This is a genomic window from Leisingera sp. XS_AS12 (assembly GCF_041224635.1).
GTDB lineage: Bacteria > Pseudomonadota > Alphaproteobacteria > Rhodobacterales > Rhodobacteraceae > Leisingera.
This window is the reverse complement of sequence record NZ_JBGFGM010000063.1, coordinates 40,712-63,858: the sequence shown is the minus strand read 5'-3', so window position 1 is coordinate 63,858 and position 23,147 is coordinate 40,712. Positions and strand designations below refer to the sequence as shown.

The window sequence follows — 23,147 nt, the reverse complement described above, 5'->3', positions numbered from 1 at the left end:
CGCAGCACGCGCGCTCCCCGGAAGGCGCGCGCCCCGCATGACCGCGCCCCAAGCGGCGCGGACAGTCGGGGCCTAGCCTCAGACCGTCACCATCAGCCGGGTCAGCCCGTGGAAGTGATAGGTGTTGGCGTATTGCGGCGCGGCGGCCAGTTTCAGCTCCGGGCAACGCTCAAACAGGATCGGCAGCGCGATCTGCATCTCCAGCCGGGCCAGCGGCGCGCCGACGCAGAAATGCAGCCCGCCGCCGAAACTCTTGTTGACCTTGGCGGGGCGGGTCGGGTCAAACCGCTCCGGCTCCTCCAGAACCGCGGGGTCGCGGTTGGCGGCGGCCAGCAGCAGTGCCACCTGCTCGCCGCGCTGGAAAATATGGCCGAAAACCTCTGCCTCCTCATAGGCGTAGCGGGTGAACATGTGCAGCGGCGGGTCGTAGCGCAGGATCTCCTCGACCAGCCGCTCGATGCCCTCGGGCGCCAGCCACTCGGCCTGCCAGCCCTGCTGCAGCATCGTCTTCACGCCGTTGCCCAGCGAATGCACGGTGGCCTCGTGGCCCGCGTTCAGCAGCAGGATGCAGGTGCCGATCAGCTCATCCGTCGACAGGGTCTCGCCCTCTTCCTCGGCGGCGATCAGCCGGGTGATGAGGTCGTCGCGGGGATCGTCGCGGCGCGCGTCGATATAGCCGCGCAGGAAATCGGTGAACGCCTGCGCCGCGGCGGCGGCGGCGTGTTCGGTCGCCTCGGTGCGGGCGGCCTGGTACATCGCCACCATCCGGTGCGACCAGTCCAGCAGCTGCGGCGCCATGTCGGTCGGCACGCCCAGCAGGCGGCAGATGGTGATCACCGGCACCTGGGTGCAATAGGCCTCGAGAAGGTCGAACGGGTGGTCCGGGAACGCGTCGATCAGCTGGTGGCACAGCGTCTCCAGCCCAGGCTGCAGCGCCGCGATCCCGCGCGAGGTGAAGGCGCGCATCACCAGCTTGCGCAGGCGGGTGTGGCGGGGCGGTTCGGCGTCCAGCATCGAATGCGCCTCGGTGGCGAGAAAGGGCGCGAGATGGGCCGGGCCGTGCTGCTGCATCTCCTGCGGCAGTTCGCGGCCAAAGCGGCGGTCGCGCAGCAGCATGTGCACCGCGGCATGACCGAAGGCGGCAACCATGCCGTAGTCCTGCCAGCGGTGCAGCTGGCCCTGCGCGCGGGCCGCCGCGTAAAACGGGTAGGGGTTCTGGGCGAAGCCGGGATCGGTCGGGGATTGGGACAGGATCTGCATGGGGTGATTTTGCCGGCATGGCTGGTCTTTGCAAGGGCTGCGCTGTTAACTTGCCCGCATGAAAGCACAAACTCTGATCCGCTGGAGCCTGCCCGTGGGCTTCCTGCTGGCCGTCGCGGCGCTGGCGCTGGCGGTCTGGTCCTATGGCTACCGGCAGGCGCTGGACAGCTTGGCTGAACGCAGCGCCGCCGACCTGGCGCTGGCGTCGGACCGGGTCAGCACCCAGCTGGAGGTCTACCAGGAGCTGGCGGTGCTGACGGCGGAGCACCCGGTGCTGCGCGACCTGTCGGAGCCGGTGGCCCGGGCGGCGGCGGCGGATCTGCTGCGCTCGATCGCGGACAAGACCGCGGCGCTGGACGTGTTCTTTACCGATTCCTCGGGCCGGGTGCTGGCGGCAGCCGAGGGCGTGGTGGGCAGCAGCGTGGCCGACCAGGCCTATTTCCGGCGCGCGCAACAGGGGGCGCTGGGCACCGGCCATGGCGTGTTGCGGCCCGACGACCAGCGGGCCTATTTCTACGCCGCCCCAGCCTTTGGCAGCGATGGGCGCGTTCGCGGCGCGCTGGTGGTGGTTGCTGATATCGAGGACGTGGAACAGACGTGGCGCGGCAGCCTGCCGGCGGTGTTCTTTACCGTGGCCAGCGGCGAAGTGTTCATCGCCAACCGGTCCGAGCTGCTGTTCTGGAACCGCAAGGCGGCGGTGGCGGGCGGCGCGGCGGGGCCGGGGCTGGGGGCGGCGGCGAGTCGGCCCCGGGTGCTGGCCCAATGGCACATCGGCCCGCATGAGATCTGGCGACTGGCGGGCAGCCCGTATTTGCCCGCGCGCGCCTTGCATCTGTCGGTGGCGCTGCCGGTGATCGGCATGACCGGAGAAATCCTGGTGGATGTGGCGCCGGCCCGGCGGATCGCCGCGCTGCAGGCGGCGGCGCTGGCGGCGGTGTGCCTTGCCTTCGGGGCCATGCTGTTCTTCGTGATGGAGCGCCGCCGCACCCTGGCCGAGGCCAATGCGGTGCTGGAAAGCCGTGTGGCGCAGCGCACCGAGGCACTGTCCGCCGCCAACGTGCAGCTGCGCCGCGAGGTGCGCGAGCGCGAGGAGGCGGAGGCCGCCTTGAAGCGGGCGCAGCAGGACCTGGTGCAGGCGGGCAAACTGTCGGCGCTGGGGCAGATGTCGGCGGGCATCAGCCACGAGCTGAACCAGCCCCTGATGGCGATCCAGCAATATGCCGAGAACGGCGCCGCCTTCCTCGCCCGTGGCAAGGCCGAGCGCACGGGGGAGAACCTGGCGCGGATCTCCGACATGGCGGCGCGGATGGCGCGGATCATCAAGAACCTGCGCGCCTTTGCCCGCAACGAGAGCGAGCCGGTCGGAAAGGTCGACCTCGCCAAGGTGCTGGAGGACGCCGTGGAGCTGACCCAGACGCGGCTGCGCGAGTGTTCCGTGCGCCTGGACTGGGCGCCGCAGCCGCGCGGAGAAATTTTCGTGCGCGGCGGCGAGGTGCGGCTCACGCAGGTCTTCGTGAACCTGATCAACAACGCGGTGGACGCGATGCTGGACCAGGAGGACCGGGTGATCCGCCTGCAGGTGCACCGCGGCGCGCGGCTGTCGGTCACCGTGCAGGACATCGGCCCCGGCCTGAAGGAGCCGGAAAAGGTGTTTGATCCGTTCTATTCGACCAAGGCGGTGGGCTCCTCCGAGGGGATGGGGTTGGGGCTGTCCATTTCCTACGGTCTGGTGCAGAGCTTTGGCGGCAACATTCGCGGCTCCAACGCCGAGCGCGGCGCGGTGTTCACGGTGGAGCTGGAATATTGGAAAGAGGAAGAGGCGGCATGACACGCAGGGTTTTGCTGGTCGACGACGATGCGGCGGTGCGCGCGGCATTGGCGCAGACGCTGGAGCTGAACGAGCTGGACGCGGTCACCGCGGGCTCCTTCGTGGCGGCCAAGGATCTGATCACGCGGGAGTTCGACGGCATCATCGTCTCTGACATCCGGATGCCGGGGCGCGACGGGTTCCACCTGCTGGACTATGCCCATGAGGTCGACCCCGAGCTGCCGGTGGTGCTGCTGACCGGCGAGGGCGACATTCCGATGGCGGTCCGGGCGATGTCGCGGGGGGCGTTTGACTTTCTCGAAAAGCCCTGTGCCGCCGCCGATTTCCTGCCGGTGCTGGAGCGCGCCCTGCGGACCCGCGCCCTGGTGCTGGAGAACCGCCGCCTGAAACAGCAGCTGGAGACCGGCGATCCGGCCTCGCGGATGCTGTTCGGCAGCTCGCCGCAGGCCAGTGCGCTGCGCCGCCGGGTGCGCACGGTGGCCCCGACCGGGGCCGAGGTGCTGGTCTCGGGGCCGCCGGGCAGCGGCATTTCCAAGGTGGCGGAGGTCATCCACCTGATGTCCCCGGTCGGCCAGGGCCCCTTCGTGAAACGCGCCGCTGCCGGGCTGGGGCAGGCCGACGTCGTCAGCCTGTGCAAGGACGCCGCCGGGGGATCGCTGTTTCTCGACGAGGTGCAGAGCCTGCCCGAGGCGGCGCAATATGCGCTGTTGGGGCAGTTGGAACAGGGTGCGGGCACGCGGGTGATCGCGGGGTCCAGCGCCGATCTGGCCGGGCAGGTGGAGCAGGGCGCCTTCAACGCCGATCTGTTCTACCGGCTGGACGTGATGCGGGTGCGCATCCCCTCGCTGGCGGAACGTCCCGGCGATATTCCGGTGCTGTTTCGTCACTACGTGGCGCAGGCGGCGGAACAGGCGGGCATCCAGCCGCCGGAGATCAGCCAGGAACATCTGGCGGCGCTGATGGCCCAGGATTGGCCGGGCAATACCCGGTCCCTGATGTCGGCGGCGATGCGCTTCGTGCTGGGCATGCCCGAGGAGGCGGCGGCGAGCGCGGGGCTGGGCCTTGCGGAACAGATGGCGCAGGTGGAGCGCTCGCTGCTGATCGCGGCGCTGGGGCGGGCCAACGGGCGCGCGGCTGTGGCGGCGCAAGCCCTGAAGCTGCCCCGCAAGACCTTCTATGACAAGCTGGCCCGCTATGGCATCCGCCCCGAGGATTACCGCCGCTGAGGCGGAGAGGGGGGAGCCGTGCGGCTCGTTCTGATCCGGCATGGCTGCCGGTGGTAAAGGAGGCGGCGCCGCCGCTCCCCCCGATCAAAGGGGGGGCATGGGCGGAGGCAGGATGGGGGCGTTTCCCCCATGTCCGCTGAAGCCTTCGTTGCGGGACACCCCTGCACCCAATGAGGAGGTGGTCTGAGGGGTCCGGTTCTCCTGTTGGTGCGGGGTGTCAGTCCGCACCGGTGTCGCGACGAAAGCCAGTATCGCAAGACCGGGTTAAGGAGCGGACACTGCGGCGTACGCTGCATGCGCAACAGGCACCGCGCGAGCAGTCGCCCAAAGACCGGGCAGAGCGATTCTGCCAGTGGATCGACGGCCTATGTCATGCGCTAACATTTGTGCGGATTTTCGCACAAAGCCCGAAATGGCCTGTGCGGGATTTCGCACAGCGTGCGCAGGGGCTGGCGGGGCTTTCCAAGGATGGCCGGAAAACGCGTTGAAAAACAATATGAAATCGGCGTTCCCCGTGATTCTCGAATCAACTGTTGAGCGGATTTTCGCAACTTGGGATGTTATGTGCGGGTTTCAGCCATGCTGCTGAACACAGCACTGCAATTCTGGGAGGAATGACATGAAGATGCTGACTGCTGCCGCCACCGCGATGGCGCTGACCGTGACCGCTGGTGCGGCAAGCGCTGCCTGCGACGACGGCGAGATCGTGGTGAAATTCAGCCACGTCACCAACACCGACAAGCACCCCAAGGGGATCGCCGCGTCGCTGTTGGAAAAGCGTATCAACGAGGAAATGAACGGCACCATGTGCCTGGAGGTCTATCCGAACTCCACCCTCTACAACGACAACAAGGTGCTGGAGGCGATGCTGCAGGGTGACGTGCAGCTGGCGGCACCGTCGCTGTCCAAGTTCGAGAAGTTCACCAAGCAGTTCCGCCTGTTCGACCTGCCGTTCATGTTCAAGAACATCGAGGCGGTGGATGCGTTCCAGGCCTCCGAGACCGGTCAGGAGATGCTGGATTCGATGCAGCGCCGCGGCCTGCAGGGTCTGGCCTACTGGCACAACGGCATGAAGCAGATGTCGGCGAACAAGCCGCTGCTGGCGCCGGAAGACGCCAACGGGCTGAAGTTCCGCGTGCAGTCCTCGGACGTGCTGGTCGCGCAGATGGAAGCGATCGGCGGCAGCCCGCAGAAGATGGCCTTCTCGGAAGTTTACGGTGCCCTGCAGCAGGGTGTTGTGGACGGCCAGGAGAACACCTGGTCGAACATCTACGGCAAGAAGTTCTTTGAAGTGCAGGACGGTGTGACCGAGACCAACCACGGCGTGCTGGACTACCTGGTGGTGACCTCCGTTGACTGGCTGGACAGCCTGGAGCCGGAGGTGCGCGAGCAGTTCCTGACCATCCTGAACGAGGTGACCGCGGTGCGGAACGCGGAATCCACCAAGGTCAACAACGAGGCCAAGCAGGCGATCATCGATGCCGGCGGCGTGGTGCGTGAGCTGACGCCCGAGCAGCGCGCGGTCTGGGTCGAGGCGATGAAGCCGGTTTGGGAGAAATTCGCAGGCGATGTCGGCCAGGATAAGATCGACGCCGCCCAAGCGATCAACGCAGGCTTCTAATCCGGCCCGCGGAATTTCAGACAGGCAGGGTGCCCCTTTGCGGGCGCCCTGCACCCGGCGCCGCGGCTTTGACCGGCGGCCCAACCAAGCAATCCAAAAATTTGGGGGACTATCATGTCGGGGGCAAGAACCGGCCCAACCGGGCTACTCAATTCACTCGAAGAAACCCTGATCGCGCTGCTGCTGGGGCTGATGACCATCATCACCTTTGCCAATGTGATCGCGCGTTTCGTGTTCAATTCCAACATCCTGTGGGCGCTGGAGCTGACCGTGTTCCTGTTCGCCTGGCTGGTGCTGCTGGGGGCATCCTACGCGGTGAAGGCACATGCGCATCTGGGTGTGGACGCCATCGTCAACATGCTGAACCCGGGCGCACGCCGGGCGGTGGGGCTGTTTGCCGCCGCCTGCTGCATCGTGTTCTCGCTGCTGCTGCTGAAGGGCGCCTATGACTATTGGGCGGTGTTCGCCGACCTGCCGCCGACCTCGGGGCGGTGGTTCCCGACCGGCTTTGACATGAAGGCCCGCAGCCAGAGCTTTTACGAGGTGCAGGACGTGCCGATGGTGAGCTTCCTGCGGTTTCTCGAAGACCTGATCAACTACGGCGATTCCTACGAGAAGCTGCCCAAGGTGGTGCCCTACGTGGTGCTGCCGGTGTCGACCCTGCTGCTGGTGGTCCGGTTCATCCAGGCGGCGTTCCAGATCGCCCGCGGCGAGGCCGACCGGCTGGTGGCCAGCCATGAAGTCGAAGATGAAATTGCAGAAGTGCAGGCGCAGCGCGGGGAGCATGACTGATGGAAGTGGTAATCCTCTTTGCGATGGTGATCGGCCTGTTGCTGATCGGGGTGCCGATTGCGGTATCCCTGGGTCTCAGCTCGACCATCTTTCTGCTGATCTATTCCGACAGCTCGCTGGCGTCGGTCGCCGGGACGCTGTTTGAAGCCTTCGAAGGCCATTTCACCCTGCTGGCGATCCCTTTCTTCATCCTCGCCTCCAGCTTCATGACCACGGGCGGCGTGGCCCGGCGGATCATCCGCTTCTCCATCGCCTGCGTCGGCCACCTGCCGGGCGGTCTGGCGATTGCCGGCGTCTTTGCCTGCATGCTGTTTGCGGCCCTGTCCGGGTCGTCGCCCGCAACCGTGGTGGCGATCGGCTCGATCGTGATCGCGGGCATGCGCCAGGTCGGCTACTCCAAGGAGTTCGCGGCCGGTGTGATCTGTAACGCGGGCACGCTGGGCATCCTGATCCCGCCCTCCATCGTGATGGTGGTCTATGCCGCGGCGGTCGAGGTCTCGGTCGGGCGGATGTTCCTGGCAGGTGTGATTCCGGGCCTGATGGCCGGCCTGTTCCTGATGGTGACCATCTACGTGATGGCCAAGGTGAAGAACCTGCCCAAGGGCGAGTGGAAGGGCTGGGGCGAGATCATCGCGTCGGGCCGGGAGGCCGGTTGGGGCCTGTTCCTGATCGTGATCATCCTCGGCGGCATCTACGGCGGCATCTTCACGCCCACCGAGGCGGCGGCTGTTGCGGCGGTCTATGCCTTCTTCATCGCGAGCTTTGTCTACAAGGACATGGGGCCGCTCTCCAATGGCGAGGGCGAGGCCAAGACATCGCTGCTGAAGAAGCCGCATGCGCTGCTGACCGCGTTCCTGCACAGCGACACCAAACACACGCTGTTCGAGGCGGGCAAGCTGACCGTGACGCTGTTGTTCGTGATCGCCAATGCGCTGATCCTGAAGCATGTTCTGACCGACGAGCAGGTGCCGCAGCATATCGCCAATGCCATGCTGTCGGCGGGTTTCGGCCCGGTCATGTTCCTGATCGTCGTGAACGTGATCCTGCTGATCGGCGGCCAGTTCATGGAGCCGTCGGGCCTGTTGGTGATCGTGGCGCCGCTGGTGTTCCCGATTGCCATCGAGCTGGGCATCGATCCGATCCACCTGGGCATCATCATGGTGGTGAACATGGAGATCGGCATGATCACTCCGCCGGTCGGTCTGAACCTCTTCGTGACCTCGGGCGTTGCGGGCATGCCGATGATGTCCGTGGTGCGGGCGGCCCTGCCGTTCCTGGCGGTGCTGTTCGTCTTCCTGATCCTGATCACCTACGTGCCCTGGCTGTCGACGGTGCTGCCGAACGCGGTGATGGGGCCGGAGATCATAACCAACTAGGTGCACATGTTCGTGCCAAAAGAAAACGCCCCGGGAAACCGGGGCGTTTTTTCATGCCTGCACAGGTTTGCACTTCTGCGTGTGGGTCAGGCGTTTTCCAGGGTTTCGATGATCGGAGAAAAATCCGCGGCCTTCAGGCTGGCGCCGCCGACCAGCGCGCCGTCGACATTGGCGACGGCAAAGATCTCGCCCGCGTTGCCGGGTTTGACCGAACCGCCGTAGAGCAGGCGGATGCCATCGGCGATCTCGGCACCGAAACGGTGCACCAGCTCGGTGCGCAGGAAGTTGTGGACCTCGCCGATCTGCTCCAGCGTCGGCACCTTGCCGGTGCCGATGGCCCAGACCGGTTCATAGGCAATCACCGTATTGGCGGCAGTGGCGCTGTCCGGCACCGACGCGGCGAGTTGGTCGCCAACGATCTTCAGTGTTTCACCCGCCTCGCGCTGCTCCAGCGTCTCGCCGAGGCAGATCACGGCGATCAGGTCTTCGGCAAAGGCGGCCTCGGCCTTGGCGCGGACCTGGGCATCGCTTTCGCTGTGGTCCGCGCGGCGTTCGGAGTGGCCCAGGATCACGGCGCTGGCGCCCGCATCCTTGAGCATGGCGGCGGACAGGTCGCCGGTATGGGCGCCCGCGGCCTCGGCGTGGCAGTCCTGGGCGCCAATGGCGATGGCACCGCCCTGAACCGCCTCTGCCGCCCGCGACAAGAGCGTGGCCGGGGGGCAGATCAGGATGTCGACCGCCGGATCCGCGTGACGCTCGCCGAGGTCCGCCAGTTCTGCCAGGCTTGCGCCGGTGCCGTTCATCTTCCAGTTGCCTGCTGCCAGTTTGCGCCGCATGGGGAAAGCCTCCGCTGATCTGTTTGGAGGAGACAGGTAACACCGGCGGGCGCGCGGCGCAATTCGCTTGCGCGCCTGCGGCGGCACGCAAAAAGGGCGGGGAAGACCCCGCCCGCCCGTGTCCGGCCCTGGCATGCCGCGTCAGCTGCCGGGCTGTTCCTTGAAGCTGATGGATTCACCGCAGCCGCAGGCCTCGGCCACGTTGGGGTTGTTGAACTTGAAGCCGCTTTCCAGCAGCGTCACCTCGTAGTCGATCTCGGTGCCGAACAGGAACATCTGCGCCATCGGTGCGATCAGGATACGGGCGCCGTCCTGTTCCACCACCTCGTCGTTGGGGGCGGCTTCGTCGACGTATTCCATGGTGTATTCCATACCCGCACAGCCGCCCTTCTTGACGCCGATGCGCAGGCCGGCATGGCCGTCTTTCTCCATCAGCTTGGCAATCTGGGCCGCTGCCTTGGGGGTCATGGTTACCGCCTGTTTGCCGGGGATGCCGAACATGAGAGATCTCCAAATTTCGCGCGTTACGTCTAACTTAGGCGCGGGGTGGTGCTGGCTCAAGAGGGGGGAGGCGGGGCGGGCCCCGCAGCGGACTGCGGAGCTGGCGGCAGCGCGCAAGGCCACGGGCGGAACCGCGGCCCGGGGCGCAGATTACATGAAGCCCAGTTCCAGCCGGGCCTCGTCGGACATCATTTCCATGCCCCAGGGCGGCTCCCAGGTGAGTTGCACATCGACATCCTTGACGCCGGGGATCGGCGAGACGGCATCGACGACCCAGCCCGGCATTTCGCCCGCAACCGGGCAGCCCGGTGCGGTCAGGGTCATGATGATCTTGACCTCGTTCTCTTCGCTGATGTCGATGGTGTAGATCAGGCCCAGCTCGTAGATATTGACCGGAATTTCCGGGTCATAGACAGAGCGGCAGGCATCGGCCACCGCTTCGTAGAGCGGATGGTCGACGGAGGAGGGCGCGATCAGCGGGGTACCTTCGAGAGGTTCGGACGAGTTGGTCATGCGTGTTCCGGTCTGGTTTTCCGACCGTTTATATAGGAAACACCGGCTCCGGCGTCCAGTGGTGGCGGCGGCGCGGCGGGAACTTCCTGTCTGGCGGGTGACGGGAATTTGATTTCAGGGGGTTGCAGCACTAGATTGTGGCCCCCCTGCTGAACCGGCAGGCAATCGGGCCAGGCGGCGCGGGGGATGCGTGCGGGCAAGAGCCAACGGGGTGCCACGGGGCGGCTCCGGCGAGACGATTGCGCCGCCGCACCGGGAGGTGCCATGACCATGCCAGTTGTCCAATCCAGAGCCCGGCGAGCGCAGCGGCCCGCCTTGGCGGCGCTGGTGATCGTGGCTTCGGGACTGGCCGCGGAGCGCGCAGAGGCCGAACGGATCTGGCAGTTTCAGCTGACACCCATGGTGCAGGCCGGGTCGGTGGAGGGGGTCACCGAACTGGGGCTGCTGGGCCGCGACCTGTCGATTGATCCGGGGGATATGCTGGACCCTTTGCGGGCCGGGGGCGTGCTTGAGTTCGAGGCGCGCCATCGCAGCCGCCTCGGCTTTCGGCTGCGCTACACGGTGCAGGATGCCGATGGGCGCGGCGGGGGCGGCGTGGTGGTCGACTATGACCAGAACATCGGCGAGGCGGTGGTGACCTACCGGCTGGGCCGCATCGGCCCGGGGGCGGCCAGCGACCGCGATCGCCTCGAGGTGTTCGGGGGCGTCCGCCATTGGGACGTGGACGTGCAGGAGGCGGCTCCCGGCAGTTTGCGCCGCAGCGCCGACTGGAGCGATGCGATCGTCGGCCTGCGCTGGCAGCGCCGCCTGAGACCGGGATTGAGCCTGCTGCTGGAGGGCGATATCGGCGGGCTTGGCGGTAGCGATCACAGCTGGTCGGCGACCGGCGGGGTCGTTTTCGACCGCTGGCAGCGGGCGTCGGTCTACGTGATGTATCGCGCTCTTGGTGTCGACTACGAGGAGGGCCAGCGCGGTACGGCGGGCTATTTCCGTCACGATACCGTCAGCCACGGGCTGCTGGCCGGGGTGGGGATCCGGTTCTGACGCCCGGGTGTGCGCGGGGTGAGGGCCAGCTGCCGCCCGGGCAGGCTGCCCCCAGCGTGTCGCCGGGCAGGGCAGCCGGAGCGTTTGTCAGTCGTTGATGTCGTGGTCGAAGGTCTTGACCTGCCCCTTGGGCAGGGCGAACAGGCGCCGCAATATCAGCCAGGCCACCAGCGACAGGGCGGCGAAGACCAGCAGCAGCGGCGACAGGCCGATGCCGCCGCCGCCCAGCAGCAAAAGCGCGGTCACGGCCGCGGCGCCGATGGCAAACCCGAGGAACACGAAACCGGGCACCAGGACCTCGAGAATGGCGAGCACGAGCGCCGCGGCGCCCCAGACCCACCACAATGCCCAGAACTGGTCCGCCATCACTTGCCGCCTTTCAGCAGTTTGAAGGCATCGCCGAAGGCTTCCAGCGCGGCCGCGGGCAGCACGATGGTCTGCTTGCCGTCACCGTTGCCGAGCGCGTTCAGCGCTTCCACCTGTTTCAGCGCCACCTGGTACTGCGCGGCTTCGATGCCGTTGTCGGCGATTGCCTTGGCCACCACCCCGGTGGCATAGGCTTCGGCCTCGGCCTGGATGCGACGCGCCTTGGCGGTCTGCTCTGCGGCATAAAGCTCGGCATCGGCGGCCAGCTCGACGGCGCGTTTCTGGCCCTCGGCCTTGGTAACCTCGGCGCGGCGAGCGCGCTCGGCGTTGAGCTGCTGCAGCATCGCATCGCGGGTGGCCTGGTCGAGGTTCACATCGAGGATCTCGGCGCGGGTGACCTCGATGCCCCAGTCATCCACGGCACTTTCGACGCTGCGCTTGATCTCGGCGATCAGCTGGGCGCGGTTGGACTGCACCTCGTCCAGATCCATCTTGCCGATCTCGGCGCGCACGATGCCGGCCACCGTGGTGGAAATCGCGCCATCGACGTCGCGGATCCGGTAGACGGTCTTTTCCGGCTCGAGGATGCGGTAGAACACCGAGGTGTCGATCTCGACCAGCACGTTGTCCTTGGTGATCGCGTCCTGGGTGGCGTTGGGCAGCTGGCGTTCGAGGATCGACACCTTGTGGCGCACCACGTCCAGGAACGGCACGATGAAATTGATGCCGGGGCCGAGCACCGCGTGCAGGCGGCCGAAGCGTTCGATCACGAATTTCTGCGACTGGGGCACGATGCGGATGCCCTTGAGCACCACGATGACGAGCAGCAGCGCGCCCAGCAGGTAGAGGATGTTGTCAGCCAGCAGGGTGAGGAAAATGTCTTCGACTTGAAAATCGTTCATTCAGATGTCCTTTGGTTGCCGGGCGTTCTCTGCCCGGTGGCGGCAGGCGGAGCGGGGGCTGTCAGGCCCGAAAAGGCTGGCATCGGCTGGCCCCGAGGGGGCGTGCCCGGCAGCGGTGTTCTGCCTCTGCCGGGTACAAGTTATGGCGGTGGCGGCGGGGGACTGGCAAGCCCGGAATTGTCCCCCAACCGCAGGATTTGGCGCGATTGTCAGCCCGCAGACCCGGGCTTGCGCCGCCGCAGGGGGGCCGGTCGTACCCGGTCCTCGATCTCGTCGAGGATCAGCCCGGCGATGTTCTTGCCCGAGGTCTTCTCGATGCCTTCGAGACCGGGGGAGGAGTTCACCTCCAGCACCTTGGGGCCGCTTTCGGAGCGCAAGAGGTCGACGCCCGCGACGTTGAGGCCGAAGGCCCGTGCCGCCCGCACCGCGGTGGCGCGTTCCTCCTTGGAGATGCGCACCGCAACCGCGCTGCCGCCCAGATGCAGGTTGGAGCGGAAATCGCCCTCGGCGCCGGAGCGTTTCATCGCCGCGACCACCTTGTGGCCGACCACGAAGCAGCGGATGTCCTCGCCGGCGGCCTCCTTGACGAATTGCTGCACCAGGAAATTGGCGCGCAGCCCGCGGAAGGCGGTAATGACGCTTTCCGCGGCCTTCTTGGTTTCCGCCAGCACCACGCCTTTGCCTTGCGTGCTTTCCAAGAGCTTGACGATCAGCGGCGCGCCGCCGGCGATGCCGATCAGATTGGTGGTGTCCTTGGGCGAGGCGGCGAAGGCGGTGGCAGGCATGCCGATCTTGTGGCGCGCAAGGATCTGATGCGCGTGCAGCTTGTCGCGGCTGGCGGTGATCCCGGCGGAGCCGTTGACGCAGAAGGTGCCCAGCGTTTCGAACTGTCGCAACAGGGCGGTGCCGTATTGGGTGACCGAGGCGCCGATCCGCGGGATCACCGCGTCAAAGCGCGGCAGCCGCTGGCCGTCATAGTGAATTTCGGGGGCCAGCGTGTTGATCGCCATGTAGCAGCGGGTGGTGTCGATGATCTCCACCGTGTGGCCGCGCTTTTCGCCTTCCTCGATCAGGCGGCGGTTGGAGTAGTTGCTCTCGCGGCTGAGGATGGCGACGCGCAGGGCCCGCGGCGGCGCGGCCTTGCGGATGTCGGCGGAGGCATAGACGGAATAGTCCAGCTGCGGCTGGCAGAAGCGGTCGGACGGATCCACCGTCACGTTGTCCAGCGCCTGGCGTCCCAGCAGCATATGCAGGGCCATGCCGCGGCGGTCGGTCAGGGTCAGTTCGACCGGCCAGCTGCGCCCGGCCACCTCGAGGGCGGTCTCGATGACGAAACGCATCTCGCTTTCCCCATTGGAGGAGGTCACCTCGCGGCGGTCCTTGATGACCGCCGAGCAGGGGATCTCCAGGTCGTACTGGCCGGGAATGGGGTGGACGATGAAACGCACCTTTGGTGCGGCAACCGGGCCGAAGGTTTCGATCTCGGTGGCATGCAGGGACGAGGTCCGGGCGCCTGTATCAACCTTGGCCCGCAGCGCGGGCAACCCGAGGTCGGGCAGGCTGATCCATTCTTCCCAGCCCAGTTTGAGTTGCGGCGCCGGGTCTGCTGTGGACATGCGCGGGGCTCCTTGGCATTAGGGGGAATCACCGGTTTGCCGGTGTGATGGTAACGGCAGGAACACGAGATGGCAGAGCTTTTCAACTTTGAACTGAAGGCAACCGACGGCAAGGCGCGTACCGGTGTTATCAACACGCCACGGGGCGAGATCCGCACCCCGGCGTTCATGCCCGTGGGCACCGCCGCCACCGTCAAGGCGATGTTGCCCGAGAGCGTTCGGGCCACCGGTGCCGATATCCTGCTGGGCAACACCTACCATCTGATGCTGCGCCCCACCGCCGAGCGCATCGACCGGTTGGGCGGTCTGCACAAGTTCATGAACTGGGAGCGCCCGATCCTGACCGACTCGGGCGGCTTCCAGGTGATGTCGCTGGCCGGGCTGCGCAAGCTCACCGAGAAGGGCGTGACCTTCAAATCCCATGTCGATGGCTCCAAGCATGAGTTGACGCCGGAACGGTCGATGGAGATCCAGCGCTTGCTGGGCTCCGACATCGTGATGTGTTTCGACGAATGCCCGGCGCTGCCCGCCGACCGCAAGCGCATCGCCGACAGCATGCGCCTGTCGATGCGCTGGGCCGAGCGCAGCCGCGAGGCGTTTGGCGACCGTCCGGGGCATGCGCTTTTTGGCATCATGCAGGGCGGGCTGGAGCAGGATCTGCGCGAGGAAAGCGCCGAGGCGCTGAAGAAGATCGGGTTCGAGGGCTACGCGGTGGGTGGCCTCGCCGTGGGTGAGGGGCAGGAGGCGATGTTCGAGTGCCTCGACTATGCGCCCGGTTTCCTGCCCGAGGACAAGCCGCGCTACCTGATGGGCGTGGGCAAGCCCGACGATATCGTGGGCGCGGTGGCCCGTGGCATTGACATGATGGACTGCGTGCTGCCGTCGCGCTCGGGGCGGACGGGGCAGGCGTTTACCCGCTACGGCGTGGTCAACATCAAGAATGCCCGCCACCAGGACGACCCGCGGCCGCTGGATGAAAACTGTTCCTGCCCTGCCTGCAGCAGCTATTCCCGCGCCTATCTGCACCATGTGTTCCGCAGCAACGAGATGATCTCGGGCATGCTGCTGACCTGGCACAACCTGCATTACTTCCAGGAGATCATGCAGGGAATGCGGGATGCCATCGCGTCGGGCACGTTCGAGGCTTGGCAAAAGGACTTCCACGAGACCCGCGCCCAGGGCGATATTGAGCGGTTGTGATAATTGTTGCAGACTGACCCGAATTGTTGAGGCTCCGGAGCTTTCCCGGAGCCTGATTTCGTCGGGGAATTTGAATGACGCAGGAAATTTTCCGGGCTGAGGTGATCGATTGGTGGTCGGCTGAGCGCGGGCGCATCGCAGCAGAGCTGGAGGAACGCCTGCCGCTGCTGCTGGTCAAGGCGCGCGCAAAGATCGAACAGATGCCGATGTCCGCCTACGTCTGGCGGGAGGAATATTACCGCACGGAAATTGAGCCGGAGGCGGTTCAGTGGATCGAGGCGGAGTACCGCCGCTTTTCTGCCGGGATCGACAGTTCTTTTTCCGCGGTGGTCGAAACCGGGGATGACCGGCACAGCTGGTCGGGCAGCGACTATGCAGCGGTAGGCGCGGCGGCGGCGTTTTCGGTGGCGCCGCTGGCGGCGCTGCCTTTCGTAGGCGGCGTGATCGCCACAGGTGGCTTTCTGTTTCCGGCGGCCTCGATTGCAGCGGTGCCTGCAGCGATTGTGGGCGCGGGCGCGGTGGCGCTGGGCTATGGTCCGAGCATGCGCAGCTGGGCTGCGGGCAAGCTGCAGGAGGGCTTTCTTCAGAACGTCGAAGACGACCTTCGGCTGCGGGTGCTTGGCGATGCAGAGCAGCCGGATCTGCCTTCGCTCAAAGGGACGTTGTTCTCTGAATTGGATGGCTTGCTGGCCAAACGGCTGGAGGAGCTGGGCTGATGCCTGTTGCTATTCCCTTTGCCATACCCGCTGAGCACATGCTGAATTTTGCTACTGGCGGAGTGCAGCGGTATGGCGCGATCCTGAAGGATACGGCCACGGGCAAGATTGTCGGCCATGTGCAGGAGACAGGGCTGCTGGGCGATCTGCTGCAGACCGGGCTGTCGTTTGACCCGACCGGCGCCACCGGACTTATCGGTGTCGTGCAGAACGCGCAGATCAGCAGCAAGCTGACGGCGCTGCAGCAGGCGGTGGGGACACTGCAATCGCTGCAGCTGGTCAATATTGCCTCTTCGGTGGCAGGGATTGGCGTGACCGCTGCCAGCACCGCAATGATCCTGCACCGCCTGGACGGCATCGGCGGCCAGATCAACAGAGTTGAGGCCAAGATGGACGGTTTCCCCGACCGCTTGCGCGAACTGGGGCTGCGCGACGTGCTGACGGGTATTCGCACAACGCTGGAGCGGCTGGACAACGCTGCCAACCGGCTCGACCCGGAGCCGGTGGTGCGCAATGCCGAGGAAAAGCTGCACTACGGTTTTGATAAGCTGCTCGACGGGGTTCAAGCTGTGCTGGCGATGCCTAAGGTCGATACGGGCTTGCTGCGCAGCCTGCTTGCCGGTGTGTCGCTGTGCGGTGCCGCGCAGATCAAGGCTCTGTTTTGGCTGAATGAGTTGGCCGAGGCCGAGCAGCAGGCAAAGCGTCAGTTCCGGAAGATCGAAGCCCTCTCGCTGCGGTTTCCGCAAGATGTGCTGGCGCACAAGCTGATGTCCGCGGATCCTGGGGATGCATTCGCAACCGCGGCGGCGCTGTCTGATGACATGGCAGAGATCCGAGCTCGGGTTGCAGCTCTGCCCGCGCTGTCAAACCGGGTCGCCGGATTGGGCGTGCATGGACGCGATTATCTGGAGCGGCTGTCGCAGGAAGAGGAGCAGCCGCTTTTGATCCTGCCCGCGCATTGACCGGGGGCGGCAGGGAAGGGACTGGCTCCGTTGCTCCTGCATTCACCGGTTGTGAAGGTCTCAGCTGGTAGCATGGCGCCAAAAGCGGGGAGGATTGCGATGTTCCGGTATCAGGCCTTGGTCGTTGCGGCTGTGCTGGGCGGCAGTTCAGCCGGTCTTGCGCAAACCGCAGAGACCGCACAGACCGTGCAGACGGCGCCGGGGTCGCTGGCGGAGGCGTCCAGCTTCTTCAAGGCACCCGCCCTCGATGGGTGCCGCATACCCCTCGAGGATCTGGTCAAAGGCGGTGCGCAGGCGCTGCGGGGGCAGTGGATCCTGCGCAAGGGGCCGGGAGAGATGGCCGTGCCGGCGGCGGGCCGCATCCACATGGAACCCATGCCGCAGCGCAGTGGCGAGCTGGTGAACCTCACATTCCGCAACGGCCGCCTCGTGGTGGATTCCCCGGTGGCCGGGATAATGCCGATCTCGGTCCGGGATCGCGCCCCTCCGGAGCCGGGCAGCGGCTTGCGCGCAGCCAGCGTCGGACGCGGCGATCTGCCGGAAGGGGCGGAGGTGTTTCTCGACGAGGTGGCGATCGGGCGTTTGCCCTGCGGCCCGGATCAGCTGCTGCAATTGCGGTTGCAAGCGGCGCTGGATACGGCCACCCCCGAGCCCCGGCGCGCCGATTATCGCCTGTTCCTGATCGACGCCACGCGCATCAGCGGCACGTACCGTGAAACCGGCCCGGCAGGTCACATCACCCGTGGCCTGGTGACGCTGGAGCGCCCCTGATGCGCAAGTCGCAGGCGACATGCCCGCTTGACGGTCTCGTTATTGCTTTGCTCACCGTTTCCCCATTTGCGCCCTTGTGATCCGGCGTCGGTGCGGGCAAGGTGAGCCCCAACCTGGCAGCAGGGCAGTTGAAAATCTTCGACAGCCCCACCAGATATAGACATCCAATGAGGAGACGGGCCAAAGCTGCCGATGACCGGGGCCGGACCGTCTTGCCAAACCAAAGGACCGAGTATGCAAGAGCCACTCAATTCCTCCTACCCAGTCCTGCCGCTGCGCGACATCGTGGTGTTCCCCCACATGATCGTGCCGCTGTTCGTGGGCCGGGAAAAATCGGTGCGTGCCCTGGAAGAGGTCATGGCGGATGACAAGCAGATCCTGCTGTCCAGCCAGATCGACCCGGCCGAGGACGATCCCGAAACCGATGGCATCTACACCGCTGGCGTGCTGGCCAATGTGCTGCAGCTGCTGAAACTGCCCGACGGCACCGTCAAGGTGCTGGTCGAAGGCCAGACCCGCGTGAAGATCACCGAATTCCTGGAGAACGACAGCTTCTTCGAGGCCAAGGCCGTCGAGCTGACCGAGATTCCGGGCGACGTGACCACCACCGAGGCGCTGGTGCGCACTGTGGGAGACGAGTTCGAGCGTTACGCCAAGGTGCGCAAGAACATCCCCGAGGAAGCGCTGTCCGCCGTTGGCGAGACCACCGAACCGGCCAAGCTGGCCGACCTGGTGGCGGGCCATCTGGGCATCGAGGTCGACCGCAAGCAGGAACTGCTGGAAACCCTCAGCATCAGCGAACGCCTGGAGAAGGTGTACGGGCTGATGCAGGGCGAAATGTCGGTCCTTCAGGTCGAGAAAAAGATCAAGACCCGCGTCAAGTCGCAGATGGAGAAGACCCAGCGCGAGTACTACCTGAATGAGCAGATGAAGGCCATTCAGAAGGAGCTCGGCGATGGCGAGGATGGCTCTGGCGAGATCCAGGAGCTGGAAGAGAAGATCGCCGCCACCAAGCTCTCCAAGGAAGCGCGCGAGAAGGCCGAGGCAGAGCTGAAGAAGCTCAAGAACATGTCGCCGATGTCGGCGGAAGCCACCGTGGTGCGCAACTACCTCGACTGGATGCTGTCGATCCCGTGGGGCACCAAGTCCCGCGTCAAGAAAGACCTGGCCCGCGCCCAGCAGATCCTGGATGCGGATCACTATGGTCTGGAGAAGGTCAAGGAACGCATCGTCGAATACCTGGCGGTGCAGCAGCGCTCGGCCAAGCTGAAGGGGCCGATCCTGTGCCTTGTCGGCCCTCCGGGCGTGGGTAAGACCTCGCTGGGTAAATCTGTCGCCAAGGCAACGGGGCGCGAGTTCATCCGCATCAGCTTGGGTGGCGTGCGCGACGAGTCCGAGATCCGCGGCCACCGCCGCACCTACATCGGCTCGATGCCCGGCAAGATCATCCAGGCGCTGAAGAAGGCCAAGACCACCAACCCGCTGATCTTGCTCGATGAAATCGACAAGATGGGGCAGGATTTCCGCGGCGACCCGGCCTCGGCGATGCTGGAGGTTCTGGACCCTGAACAGAACAGCACCTTCATGGACCACTATCTGGAGGTCGAATACGACCTCTCGAACGTGATGTTCCTGACCACCTCGAACAGCTACAACATGCCCGGGCCGCTCCTGGACCGGATGGAGATCATCCCGCTGTCCGGCTACACCGAGGACGAAAAGCGCGAGATCGCCAAGCAGCACCTGATCTCCAAGCAGGTGAAGAACCACGGCTTGAAGGCCAAGGAGTTCGAGCTGACCGAGGAGGCGCTGACCGAGATGATCCGCACCTACACCCGCGAGGCGGGCGTGCGGAACCTGGAGCGCGAGATCGCCAAGGTGGCGCGGAAGTCGCTGACCAAGATCGTCAAGAAAGAGGCCGAAAGCGTGACCGTCACGCCCGACAACTTGGACGAATTCCTGGGCGTGAAAAAGTACCGCTATGGCCTCGCCGAAAAGGAAGATCAGGTCGGTGTCGTCACCGGGCTGGCCTATACCTCCGTGGGCGGCGAGCTGCTGTCGATCGAGGCGCTGCGCCTGCCGGGCAAGGGTCGGATGAAGACCACCGGCAAGCTGGGCGACGTGATGAAGGAGTCGATCGAGGCGGCGTCGAGCTACGTGCGTTCGATCAGCCCGCAGATCGGCGTCAAGCCGCCGCGCTTTGACAAGCTGGACATCCACGTCCACGTCCCCGATGGCGCCACTCCCAAGGATGGCCCCAGCGCCGGTCTGGCGATGGTGACCGCCATCGTTTCCGTGCTGACCGGCATTCCGGTGCGCAAAGACATCGCCATGACCGGCGAGGTCACCCTGCGCGGCAATGCCAGCGCCATCGGCGGTCTGAAGGAAAAGCTGCTGGCAGCGTTGCGCGGCGGTATCAAGACGGTGCTGATCCCGCAGGAGAACGAGAAAGACCTGCCGGATATCCCGGACAACGTGAAAGAGGGGCTGGAAATCATCCCTGTCTCCCATGTGTCCGAGGTACTGGAACATGCGCTGGTTTCCAAGCCCGAGCCCATTGAGTGGGACGAAGAGGCCGAGGAAGCCGCTGCTGCCAAGGCGGCGCTGAAGGAACAGGGCGACGGCGCCTCTGCCACCGCCCACTGAGACTGGGTCGCCCGGTGCTCGTCCTGTTGGCGGGCCGGGCGGGGCAGGCTGCGGCCTGCCACCAGATCCTATCCATACAAAAAGAGGGCGGCCCCGTCGTGGGCCGCCCTTTTCAGGTGTTCTCTTCCGTTCTGGCCCTTCTGTGACGGGGCGTCGTTATCCGCGTGTCTGGCGGCGGAGGTGCCGGACCGGTTGCCCGGCCCGGCACGCTGGCGACCCCGACAGGGCAACCAGCCGCGCCTGAAGCCGGGACGAGGGAGGCGCCGCCGGGCCGCAGGCTGTTTGACAGGGTGGGGCGCGGCTGCGTTCAGGCCGCCTCGCGCGCCATGCGGGCCTGCACGGTGGCGATGGCGACTGCGTCCGGGCTGGTATTCTCGACCCGCGCCTGGTTGAGGATGGTGGCCAGGGTGGCGTCCAGCGCGGCCAGTTTCTCGGCCACGAATCCGGCCCGGTCCGAGATTTTCAGGATTTCCGTCGCGACATTGATGATTCCGCCACCGTTGGCGACGAAATCGGGCGCATAGAGGATGCCACGGTCATGCAGCGCGGCACCGTCAGCCGGTGTGGCGAGCTGGTTGTTGGCGCCGCCTGCGACGATGCTCACCTTCAGTTGCGGGATCGTCTGGGCGTTCAGAATGCCGCCGATGGCGCAGGGCGCAAAGATGTCGGCCTGCACGCCGTAGATTTCCTCGAGCCCGACGGGGCGCGCATCGAACTCCGCCACGGCCTTTTCCACCCGGGCGGCGTCGATGTCGGTCACCACCAGTTTGGCGCCTGCCTCTGAGAGGAACTGGCACAGGTACCAGCCGACATGCCCCAGCCCCTGAACCGATACGGTGAGCCCGGTGAGGTCGCGGCTGCCGTGCTTGTGCGCCTGTGTGGTGCAGATGGCGTTGAAGATCCCGCGCGCGGTCACCGGCGAGGGATCGCCGCTGGCAAACTCACCATCCGGCAGACCGGCGACGCAGCTGGTTTCCTCGGCCAGCAGGGCCATGTCGGCCGGGGTCATGCCCATGTCCTCGGCGGTGATGTAGCGGCCGTCCAGCGTGTTGATGGCGCGGGCAAAGGCGCGAAGCAGCTCCGGCGATTTCTGCGCCGTCGGGTCGCCGATGATGACCGCCTTGCCGCCGCCCAGCGGCAGACCGGCTGCGGCGTTCTTGTAGGTCATGCCCTCGCTGAGGCGCTTGACGTCGGTGAGGGCCTCGTCCTCGGAGGCATAGGGGCGCATGCGCAGCCCGCCAGCTGCGGGGCCGAGCAGGGTGGAATGGATGGCGATATATCCCACCAGTCCGATAGAGGCGTCCTCGACGCGGACAATTTCTTCATGGGTGGTGGATGCAACGGCGGTCACGGACATCTGGATAGTTCCTCCTCAGGGTGCCGGAATACTAGTCTGGTCGCAGAGCCGGTTTTCACCAAAAATGGCTGCTCGAACGCGCCGTTTTGGTGGTAGAGTGTCATCTGAAAGAGAATTTTGGAGGAAACCGGCGTGGATTCGATTGATCGTAAGATCGTGGCAGCCTTGCAGCGCAATGGGCGGCTGCGGATCTCGGAGCTGTCGTCCATGGTCGGCCTGTCGCCGACGCCCTGTGCGCGGCGGGTGGCCAACCTGGAGGAAAGCGGTGTCATCAGCGGCTATTCGGCCCGGGTGGACCAGGCCAAGCTGGGGCTGCCGGTGACGATCTTCGTGGCGGTGGAGCTGGAGCGGCAATCGCGGGACGCATTGATGGCCTTTGAAAACGCGGTGCGCCGGTTCGACCAGGTGATGGAATGCTACCTGATGACCGGCACCCGGGATATCCTGCTGCGGGTGGTGGCGGAAGATCTTGCCGACTTTGACCGTTTCCTCGAGGACCGGCTGATGCGGGTGCCGGGGATTCGCAACACGCGATCGAGCTTCACCCTGCGCACGATGATTCAGCGGGACGCGCTGCCCGGTTGCTGAGAGCTGTTGGCGAGAGCCGATAAAATTGGGCGTCGGGTAAAATTTCTTCGCCGGACCCTCTTGCAGAGGCCGCGACCTGCGGGTAATACCCTGCCTCACGGGTGATTAGCTCAGTGGTAGAGCGCTTCGTTCACATCGAAGATGTCAGGAGTTCAAATCTCTTATCACCCACCATCTTTCTGAAAGGCGCTCCCTGAAAAAGGTTGAGCGCCTTTTGCTTTTGCGCCTGTTGTTTCCGGCTTCCTGTTGCCGTCTGCTGCCGTTACCACTGTGAGGGCAAACAAGGAGGCCGCCATGCTCTTTCCCAAGATCTGGCTGTTGCGTCATGGACAGACCCACTGGAATGCCGAGCACCGCATCCAGGGACAGCTGGAATCACCGTTGACCCAGCTGGGAATCGAGCAGGCGCGTCGTCAGGCGCAATTGATGCAGCCCTATCTGACGCCGGATCTGCGCTGCTTCGTCTCTCCGCTGGGGCGCGCGCAGCAGACTGCGGACATTGCGTTGGGCGGTGCCCCGTTTGAAACCGATCCGAGGTTGGCCGAGGCCTATGCGGGCGAGTTGCAGGGTATGACCCTGTCGGAAGTCGAGCGCACCTACCCGGAGATCTATGCCAGCAACCCGCAGAATCTGGACCTGTTCTGTAATGCGCCGGGCGGCGAGGGGTATGAGCGCTTTCACGGTCGCATCCTCGCCTTCATGCAGTCGCTTGAAGGTCCCTCGGTCGTGGTGGCCCATGGGCTTCTGGGGCAGGTCATGCGGGGAATTGCCTGCGGGTTGACGCGGGACCAGATGGCGGCGCTGCCGAACGGGCAGGGGTGCGTGTATGTTCTGGAGAACGGCCGGGAAACGGTCCTGGCCTAGGCCGTCGGTCGCTGCCTTCGCGGGGCAAAAAAATCTTCTTTTCCCTCTTGCGTCCGCCAGCGCCATTGTCTAAATCCCCGGCCAACGGGTCGTTAGCTCAGTTGGTAGAGCGCTTCGTTTACACCGAAGATGTCGGGAGTTCGAGCCTCTCACGACCCACCA

Annotated in this window: 21 protein-coding genes and 2 tRNA genes; 15 read left to right on the top strand and 8 right to left on the bottom strand. The window is 65.5% G+C overall.

Annotated elements, in window-relative coordinates:
• Positions 1-78: 78 nt before the first annotated feature.
• Complete coding sequence (locus tag AB9K35_RS03155) at positions 79-1,260, bottom strand: cytochrome P450 (protein WP_369924444.1); 1,182 nt, start codon at positions 1,258-1,260, stop codon at positions 79-81.
• Between the two features lie 58 nt (positions 1,261-1,318).
• Here AB9K35_RS03155 and AB9K35_RS03150 point away from each other — a divergent pair, with 58 nt between their 5' ends.
• The 5 genes from AB9K35_RS03150 (at position 1,319) to AB9K35_RS03130 (ending at position 8,103) form a co-directional block, all read left to right on the top strand.
• Positions 1,319-3,088 carry an ATP-binding protein gene (locus AB9K35_RS03150; RefSeq protein WP_369924443.1) on the top strand — a complete coding sequence of 590 codons (1,770 nt, stop codon included), beginning with the start codon at positions 1,319-1,321 and terminating at the stop codon, positions 3,086-3,088.
• Positions 3,085-4,314: a sigma-54-dependent transcriptional regulator gene (locus AB9K35_RS03145; protein WP_369924442.1), complete on the top strand. Its 1,230-nt coding sequence runs from the start codon at positions 3,085-3,087 to the stop codon at positions 4,312-4,314. The genes AB9K35_RS03150 and AB9K35_RS03145 overlap by 4 nt, the downstream gene beginning before the upstream one ends.
• Before the next feature lie 619 nt (positions 4,315-4,933).
• Positions 4,934-5,935: a DctP family TRAP transporter solute-binding subunit gene (locus AB9K35_RS03140; protein ID WP_222453514.1), complete on the top strand. Its 1,002-nt coding sequence runs from the start codon at positions 4,934-4,936 to the stop codon at positions 5,933-5,935.
• Positions 5,936-6,049: 114 nt separating this feature from the next.
• Positions 6,050-6,727: a TRAP transporter small permease gene (locus tag AB9K35_RS03135; protein WP_222453513.1), complete on the top strand. Its 678-nt coding sequence runs from the start codon at positions 6,050-6,052 to the stop codon at positions 6,725-6,727.
• Positions 6,727-8,103 carry a TRAP transporter large permease gene (locus AB9K35_RS03130; RefSeq protein WP_222453512.1) on the top strand — a complete coding sequence of 459 codons (1,377 nt, stop codon included), beginning with the start codon at positions 6,727-6,729 and terminating at the stop codon, positions 8,101-8,103. The genes AB9K35_RS03135 and AB9K35_RS03130 overlap by 1 nt, the downstream gene beginning before the upstream one ends.
• 86 nt (positions 8,104-8,189) lie before the next feature.
• Here AB9K35_RS03130 and tpiA read toward each other — a convergent pair whose 3' ends face one another.
• The 3 genes from tpiA to AB9K35_RS03115 all read right to left on the bottom strand — a co-directional run bounded on the left by tpiA (position 8,190) and on the right by AB9K35_RS03115 (position 9,953).
• On the bottom strand, positions 8,190-8,939 hold the full coding sequence (gene tpiA / locus AB9K35_RS03125; RefSeq protein ID WP_369924441.1) for a triose-phosphate isomerase: 750 nt from the start codon (positions 8,937-8,939) through the stop codon (positions 8,190-8,192).
• Positions 8,940-9,080: 141 nt separating this feature from the next.
• Positions 9,081-9,440 (bottom strand): iron-sulfur cluster assembly accessory protein, encoded by a 360-nt coding sequence (locus AB9K35_RS03120; RefSeq protein WP_222453510.1) that lies wholly within the window; start codon positions 9,438-9,440, stop codon positions 9,081-9,083.
• A 150-nt stretch (positions 9,441-9,590) separates the two neighbouring features.
• Positions 9,591-9,953 (bottom strand): SUF system Fe-S cluster assembly protein, encoded by a 363-nt coding sequence (locus AB9K35_RS03115; RefSeq protein WP_222453509.1) that lies wholly within the window; start codon positions 9,951-9,953, stop codon positions 9,591-9,593.
• A gap of 264 nt (positions 9,954-10,217) precedes the next feature.
• Between AB9K35_RS03115 and AB9K35_RS03110 the strand changes: the two genes are divergently transcribed.
• Positions 10,218-10,997: a hypothetical protein gene (locus AB9K35_RS03110; RefSeq protein WP_369924440.1), complete on the top strand. Its 780-nt coding sequence runs from the start codon at positions 10,218-10,220 to the stop codon at positions 10,995-10,997.
• Between the two features lie 87 nt (positions 10,998-11,084).
• Here the strand turns inward: AB9K35_RS03110 and AB9K35_RS03105 are convergent, their stop codons facing one another.
• The 3 genes from AB9K35_RS03105 to rimK all read right to left on the bottom strand — a co-directional run bounded on the left by AB9K35_RS03105 (position 11,085) and on the right by rimK (position 13,881).
• Complete coding sequence (locus tag AB9K35_RS03105) at positions 11,085-11,363, bottom strand: NfeD family protein (protein ID WP_369924439.1); 279 nt, start codon at positions 11,361-11,363, stop codon at positions 11,085-11,087.
• On the bottom strand, positions 11,363-12,265 hold the full coding sequence (locus AB9K35_RS03100; RefSeq protein WP_369924438.1) for an SPFH domain-containing protein: 903 nt from the start codon (positions 12,263-12,265) through the stop codon (positions 11,363-11,365). The genes AB9K35_RS03105 and AB9K35_RS03100 overlap by 1 nt, the downstream gene beginning before the upstream one ends.
• Before the next feature lie 209 nt (positions 12,266-12,474).
• Complete coding sequence (gene rimK / locus AB9K35_RS03095) at positions 12,475-13,881, bottom strand: 30S ribosomal protein S6--L-glutamate ligase (RefSeq protein ID WP_222453505.1); 1,407 nt, start codon at positions 13,879-13,881, stop codon at positions 12,475-12,477.
• 69 nt (positions 13,882-13,950) lie between these two features.
• On the opposite strand from rimK, the gene tgt reads away from it, so the two are divergent.
• The 5 genes from tgt (at position 13,951) to lon (ending at position 20,176) form a co-directional block, all read left to right on the top strand.
• Positions 13,951-15,081: a tRNA guanosine(34) transglycosylase Tgt gene (gene tgt, locus AB9K35_RS03090; RefSeq protein ID WP_369924437.1), complete on the top strand. Its 1,131-nt coding sequence runs from the start codon at positions 13,951-13,953 to the stop codon at positions 15,079-15,081.
• Positions 15,082-15,155: 74 nt separating this feature from the next.
• The gene (locus tag AB9K35_RS03085; protein ID WP_369924436.1) at positions 15,156-15,797 is read left to right on the top strand and encodes a hypothetical protein; all 642 of its coding nucleotides are present in this window, start codon (positions 15,156-15,158) and stop codon (positions 15,795-15,797) included.
• Positions 15,797-16,759, top strand: coding sequence for a hypothetical protein (locus AB9K35_RS03080; protein ID WP_369924435.1), 963 nt, complete (start codon positions 15,797-15,799; stop codon positions 16,757-16,759). Before AB9K35_RS03085 ends, AB9K35_RS03080 begins: the two co-directional genes overlap by 1 nt.
• A 99-nt stretch (positions 16,760-16,858) precedes the next feature.
• A complete protein-coding gene (locus AB9K35_RS03075; RefSeq protein ID WP_369924433.1) occupies positions 16,859-17,530 on the top strand; it encodes a hypothetical protein in 672 nt (223 codons plus the stop codon).
• Positions 17,531-17,764: 234 nt separating this feature from the next.
• On the top strand, positions 17,765-20,176 hold the full coding sequence (gene lon / locus AB9K35_RS03070; protein WP_222453500.1) for an endopeptidase La: 2,412 nt from the start codon (positions 17,765-17,767) through the stop codon (positions 20,174-20,176).
• Between the two features lie 307 nt (positions 20,177-20,483).
• Here lon and AB9K35_RS03065 read toward each other — a convergent pair whose 3' ends face one another.
• Positions 20,484-21,533: a Glu/Leu/Phe/Val dehydrogenase gene (locus tag AB9K35_RS03065; RefSeq protein ID WP_369924432.1), complete on the bottom strand. Its 1,050-nt coding sequence runs from the start codon at positions 21,531-21,533 to the stop codon at positions 20,484-20,486.
• Between the two features lie 132 nt (positions 21,534-21,665).
• Here AB9K35_RS03065 and AB9K35_RS03060 point away from each other — a divergent pair, with 132 nt between their 5' ends.
• From AB9K35_RS03060 to AB9K35_RS03045, 4 genes are all read left to right on the top strand, one after another.
• Entirely contained in the window at positions 21,666-22,121 is a 456-nt protein-coding gene (locus AB9K35_RS03060) for an Lrp/AsnC family transcriptional regulator (protein WP_369924430.1), read from the top strand.
• Between the two features lie 99 nt (positions 22,122-22,220).
• A tRNA-Val gene (locus tag AB9K35_RS03055) sits at positions 22,221-22,295 on the top strand.
• Between the two features lie 120 nt (positions 22,296-22,415).
• Complete coding sequence (locus AB9K35_RS03050; RefSeq protein WP_369924428.1) at positions 22,416-22,985, top strand: histidine phosphatase family protein; 570 nt, start codon at positions 22,416-22,418, stop codon at positions 22,983-22,985.
• An 86-nt stretch (positions 22,986-23,071) separates the two neighbouring features.
• Positions 23,072-23,147, top strand: a tRNA-Val gene (locus AB9K35_RS03045).

Bases quoted from the DNA above. Each gene is read 5' to 3' on its own strand.
- AB9K35_RS03155 (WP_369924444.1), bottom strand. From the start codon at position 1,260: ATGCAGATCCTGTCCCAATCCCCGACCGATCCCGGCTTCGCCCAGAAC.
- AB9K35_RS03150 (WP_369924443.1), top strand. From the start codon at position 1,319: ATGAAAGCACAAACTCTGATCCGCTGGAGCCTGCCCGTGGGCTTCCTG.
- AB9K35_RS03145 (WP_369924442.1), top strand. From the start codon at position 3,085: ATGACACGCAGGGTTTTGCTGGTCGACGACGATGCGGCGGTGCGCGCG.
- AB9K35_RS03140 (WP_222453514.1), top strand. From the start codon at position 4,934: ATGAAGATGCTGACTGCTGCCGCCACCGCGATGGCGCTGACCGTGACC.
- AB9K35_RS03135 (WP_222453513.1), top strand. From the start codon at position 6,050: ATGTCGGGGGCAAGAACCGGCCCAACCGGGCTACTCAATTCACTCGAA.
- AB9K35_RS03130 (WP_222453512.1), top strand. From the start codon at position 6,727: ATGGAAGTGGTAATCCTCTTTGCGATGGTGATCGGCCTGTTGCTGATC.
- tpiA (WP_369924441.1), bottom strand. From the start codon at position 8,939: ATGCGGCGCAAACTGGCAGCAGGCAACTGGAAGATGAACGGCACCGGC.
- AB9K35_RS03120 (WP_222453510.1), bottom strand. From the start codon at position 9,440: ATGTTCGGCATCCCCGGCAAACAGGCGGTAACCATGACCCCCAAGGCA.
- AB9K35_RS03115 (WP_222453509.1), bottom strand. From the start codon at position 9,953: ATGACCAACTCGTCCGAACCTCTCGAAGGTACCCCGCTGATCGCGCCC.
- AB9K35_RS03110 (WP_369924440.1), top strand. From the start codon at position 10,218: ATGACCATGCCAGTTGTCCAATCCAGAGCCCGGCGAGCGCAGCGGCCC.
- AB9K35_RS03105 (WP_369924439.1), bottom strand. From the start codon at position 11,363: ATGGCGGACCAGTTCTGGGCATTGTGGTGGGTCTGGGGCGCCGCGGCG.
- AB9K35_RS03100 (WP_369924438.1), bottom strand. From the start codon at position 12,265: ATGAACGATTTTCAAGTCGAAGACATTTTCCTCACCCTGCTGGCTGAC.
- rimK (WP_222453505.1), bottom strand. From the start codon at position 13,881: ATGTCCACAGCAGACCCGGCGCCGCAACTCAAACTGGGCTGGGAAGAA.
- tgt (WP_369924437.1), top strand. From the start codon at position 13,951: ATGGCAGAGCTTTTCAACTTTGAACTGAAGGCAACCGACGGCAAGGCG.
- AB9K35_RS03085 (WP_369924436.1), top strand. From the start codon at position 15,156: ATGACGCAGGAAATTTTCCGGGCTGAGGTGATCGATTGGTGGTCGGCT.
- AB9K35_RS03080 (WP_369924435.1), top strand. From the start codon at position 15,797: ATGCCTGTTGCTATTCCCTTTGCCATACCCGCTGAGCACATGCTGAAT.
- AB9K35_RS03075 (WP_369924433.1), top strand. From the start codon at position 16,859: ATGTTCCGGTATCAGGCCTTGGTCGTTGCGGCTGTGCTGGGCGGCAGT.
- lon (WP_222453500.1), top strand. From the start codon at position 17,765: ATGCAAGAGCCACTCAATTCCTCCTACCCAGTCCTGCCGCTGCGCGAC.
- AB9K35_RS03065 (WP_369924432.1), bottom strand. From the start codon at position 21,533: ATGTCCGTGACCGCCGTTGCATCCACCACCCATGAAGAAATTGTCCGC.
- AB9K35_RS03050 (WP_369924428.1), top strand. From the start codon at position 22,416: ATGCTCTTTCCCAAGATCTGGCTGTTGCGTCATGGACAGACCCACTGG.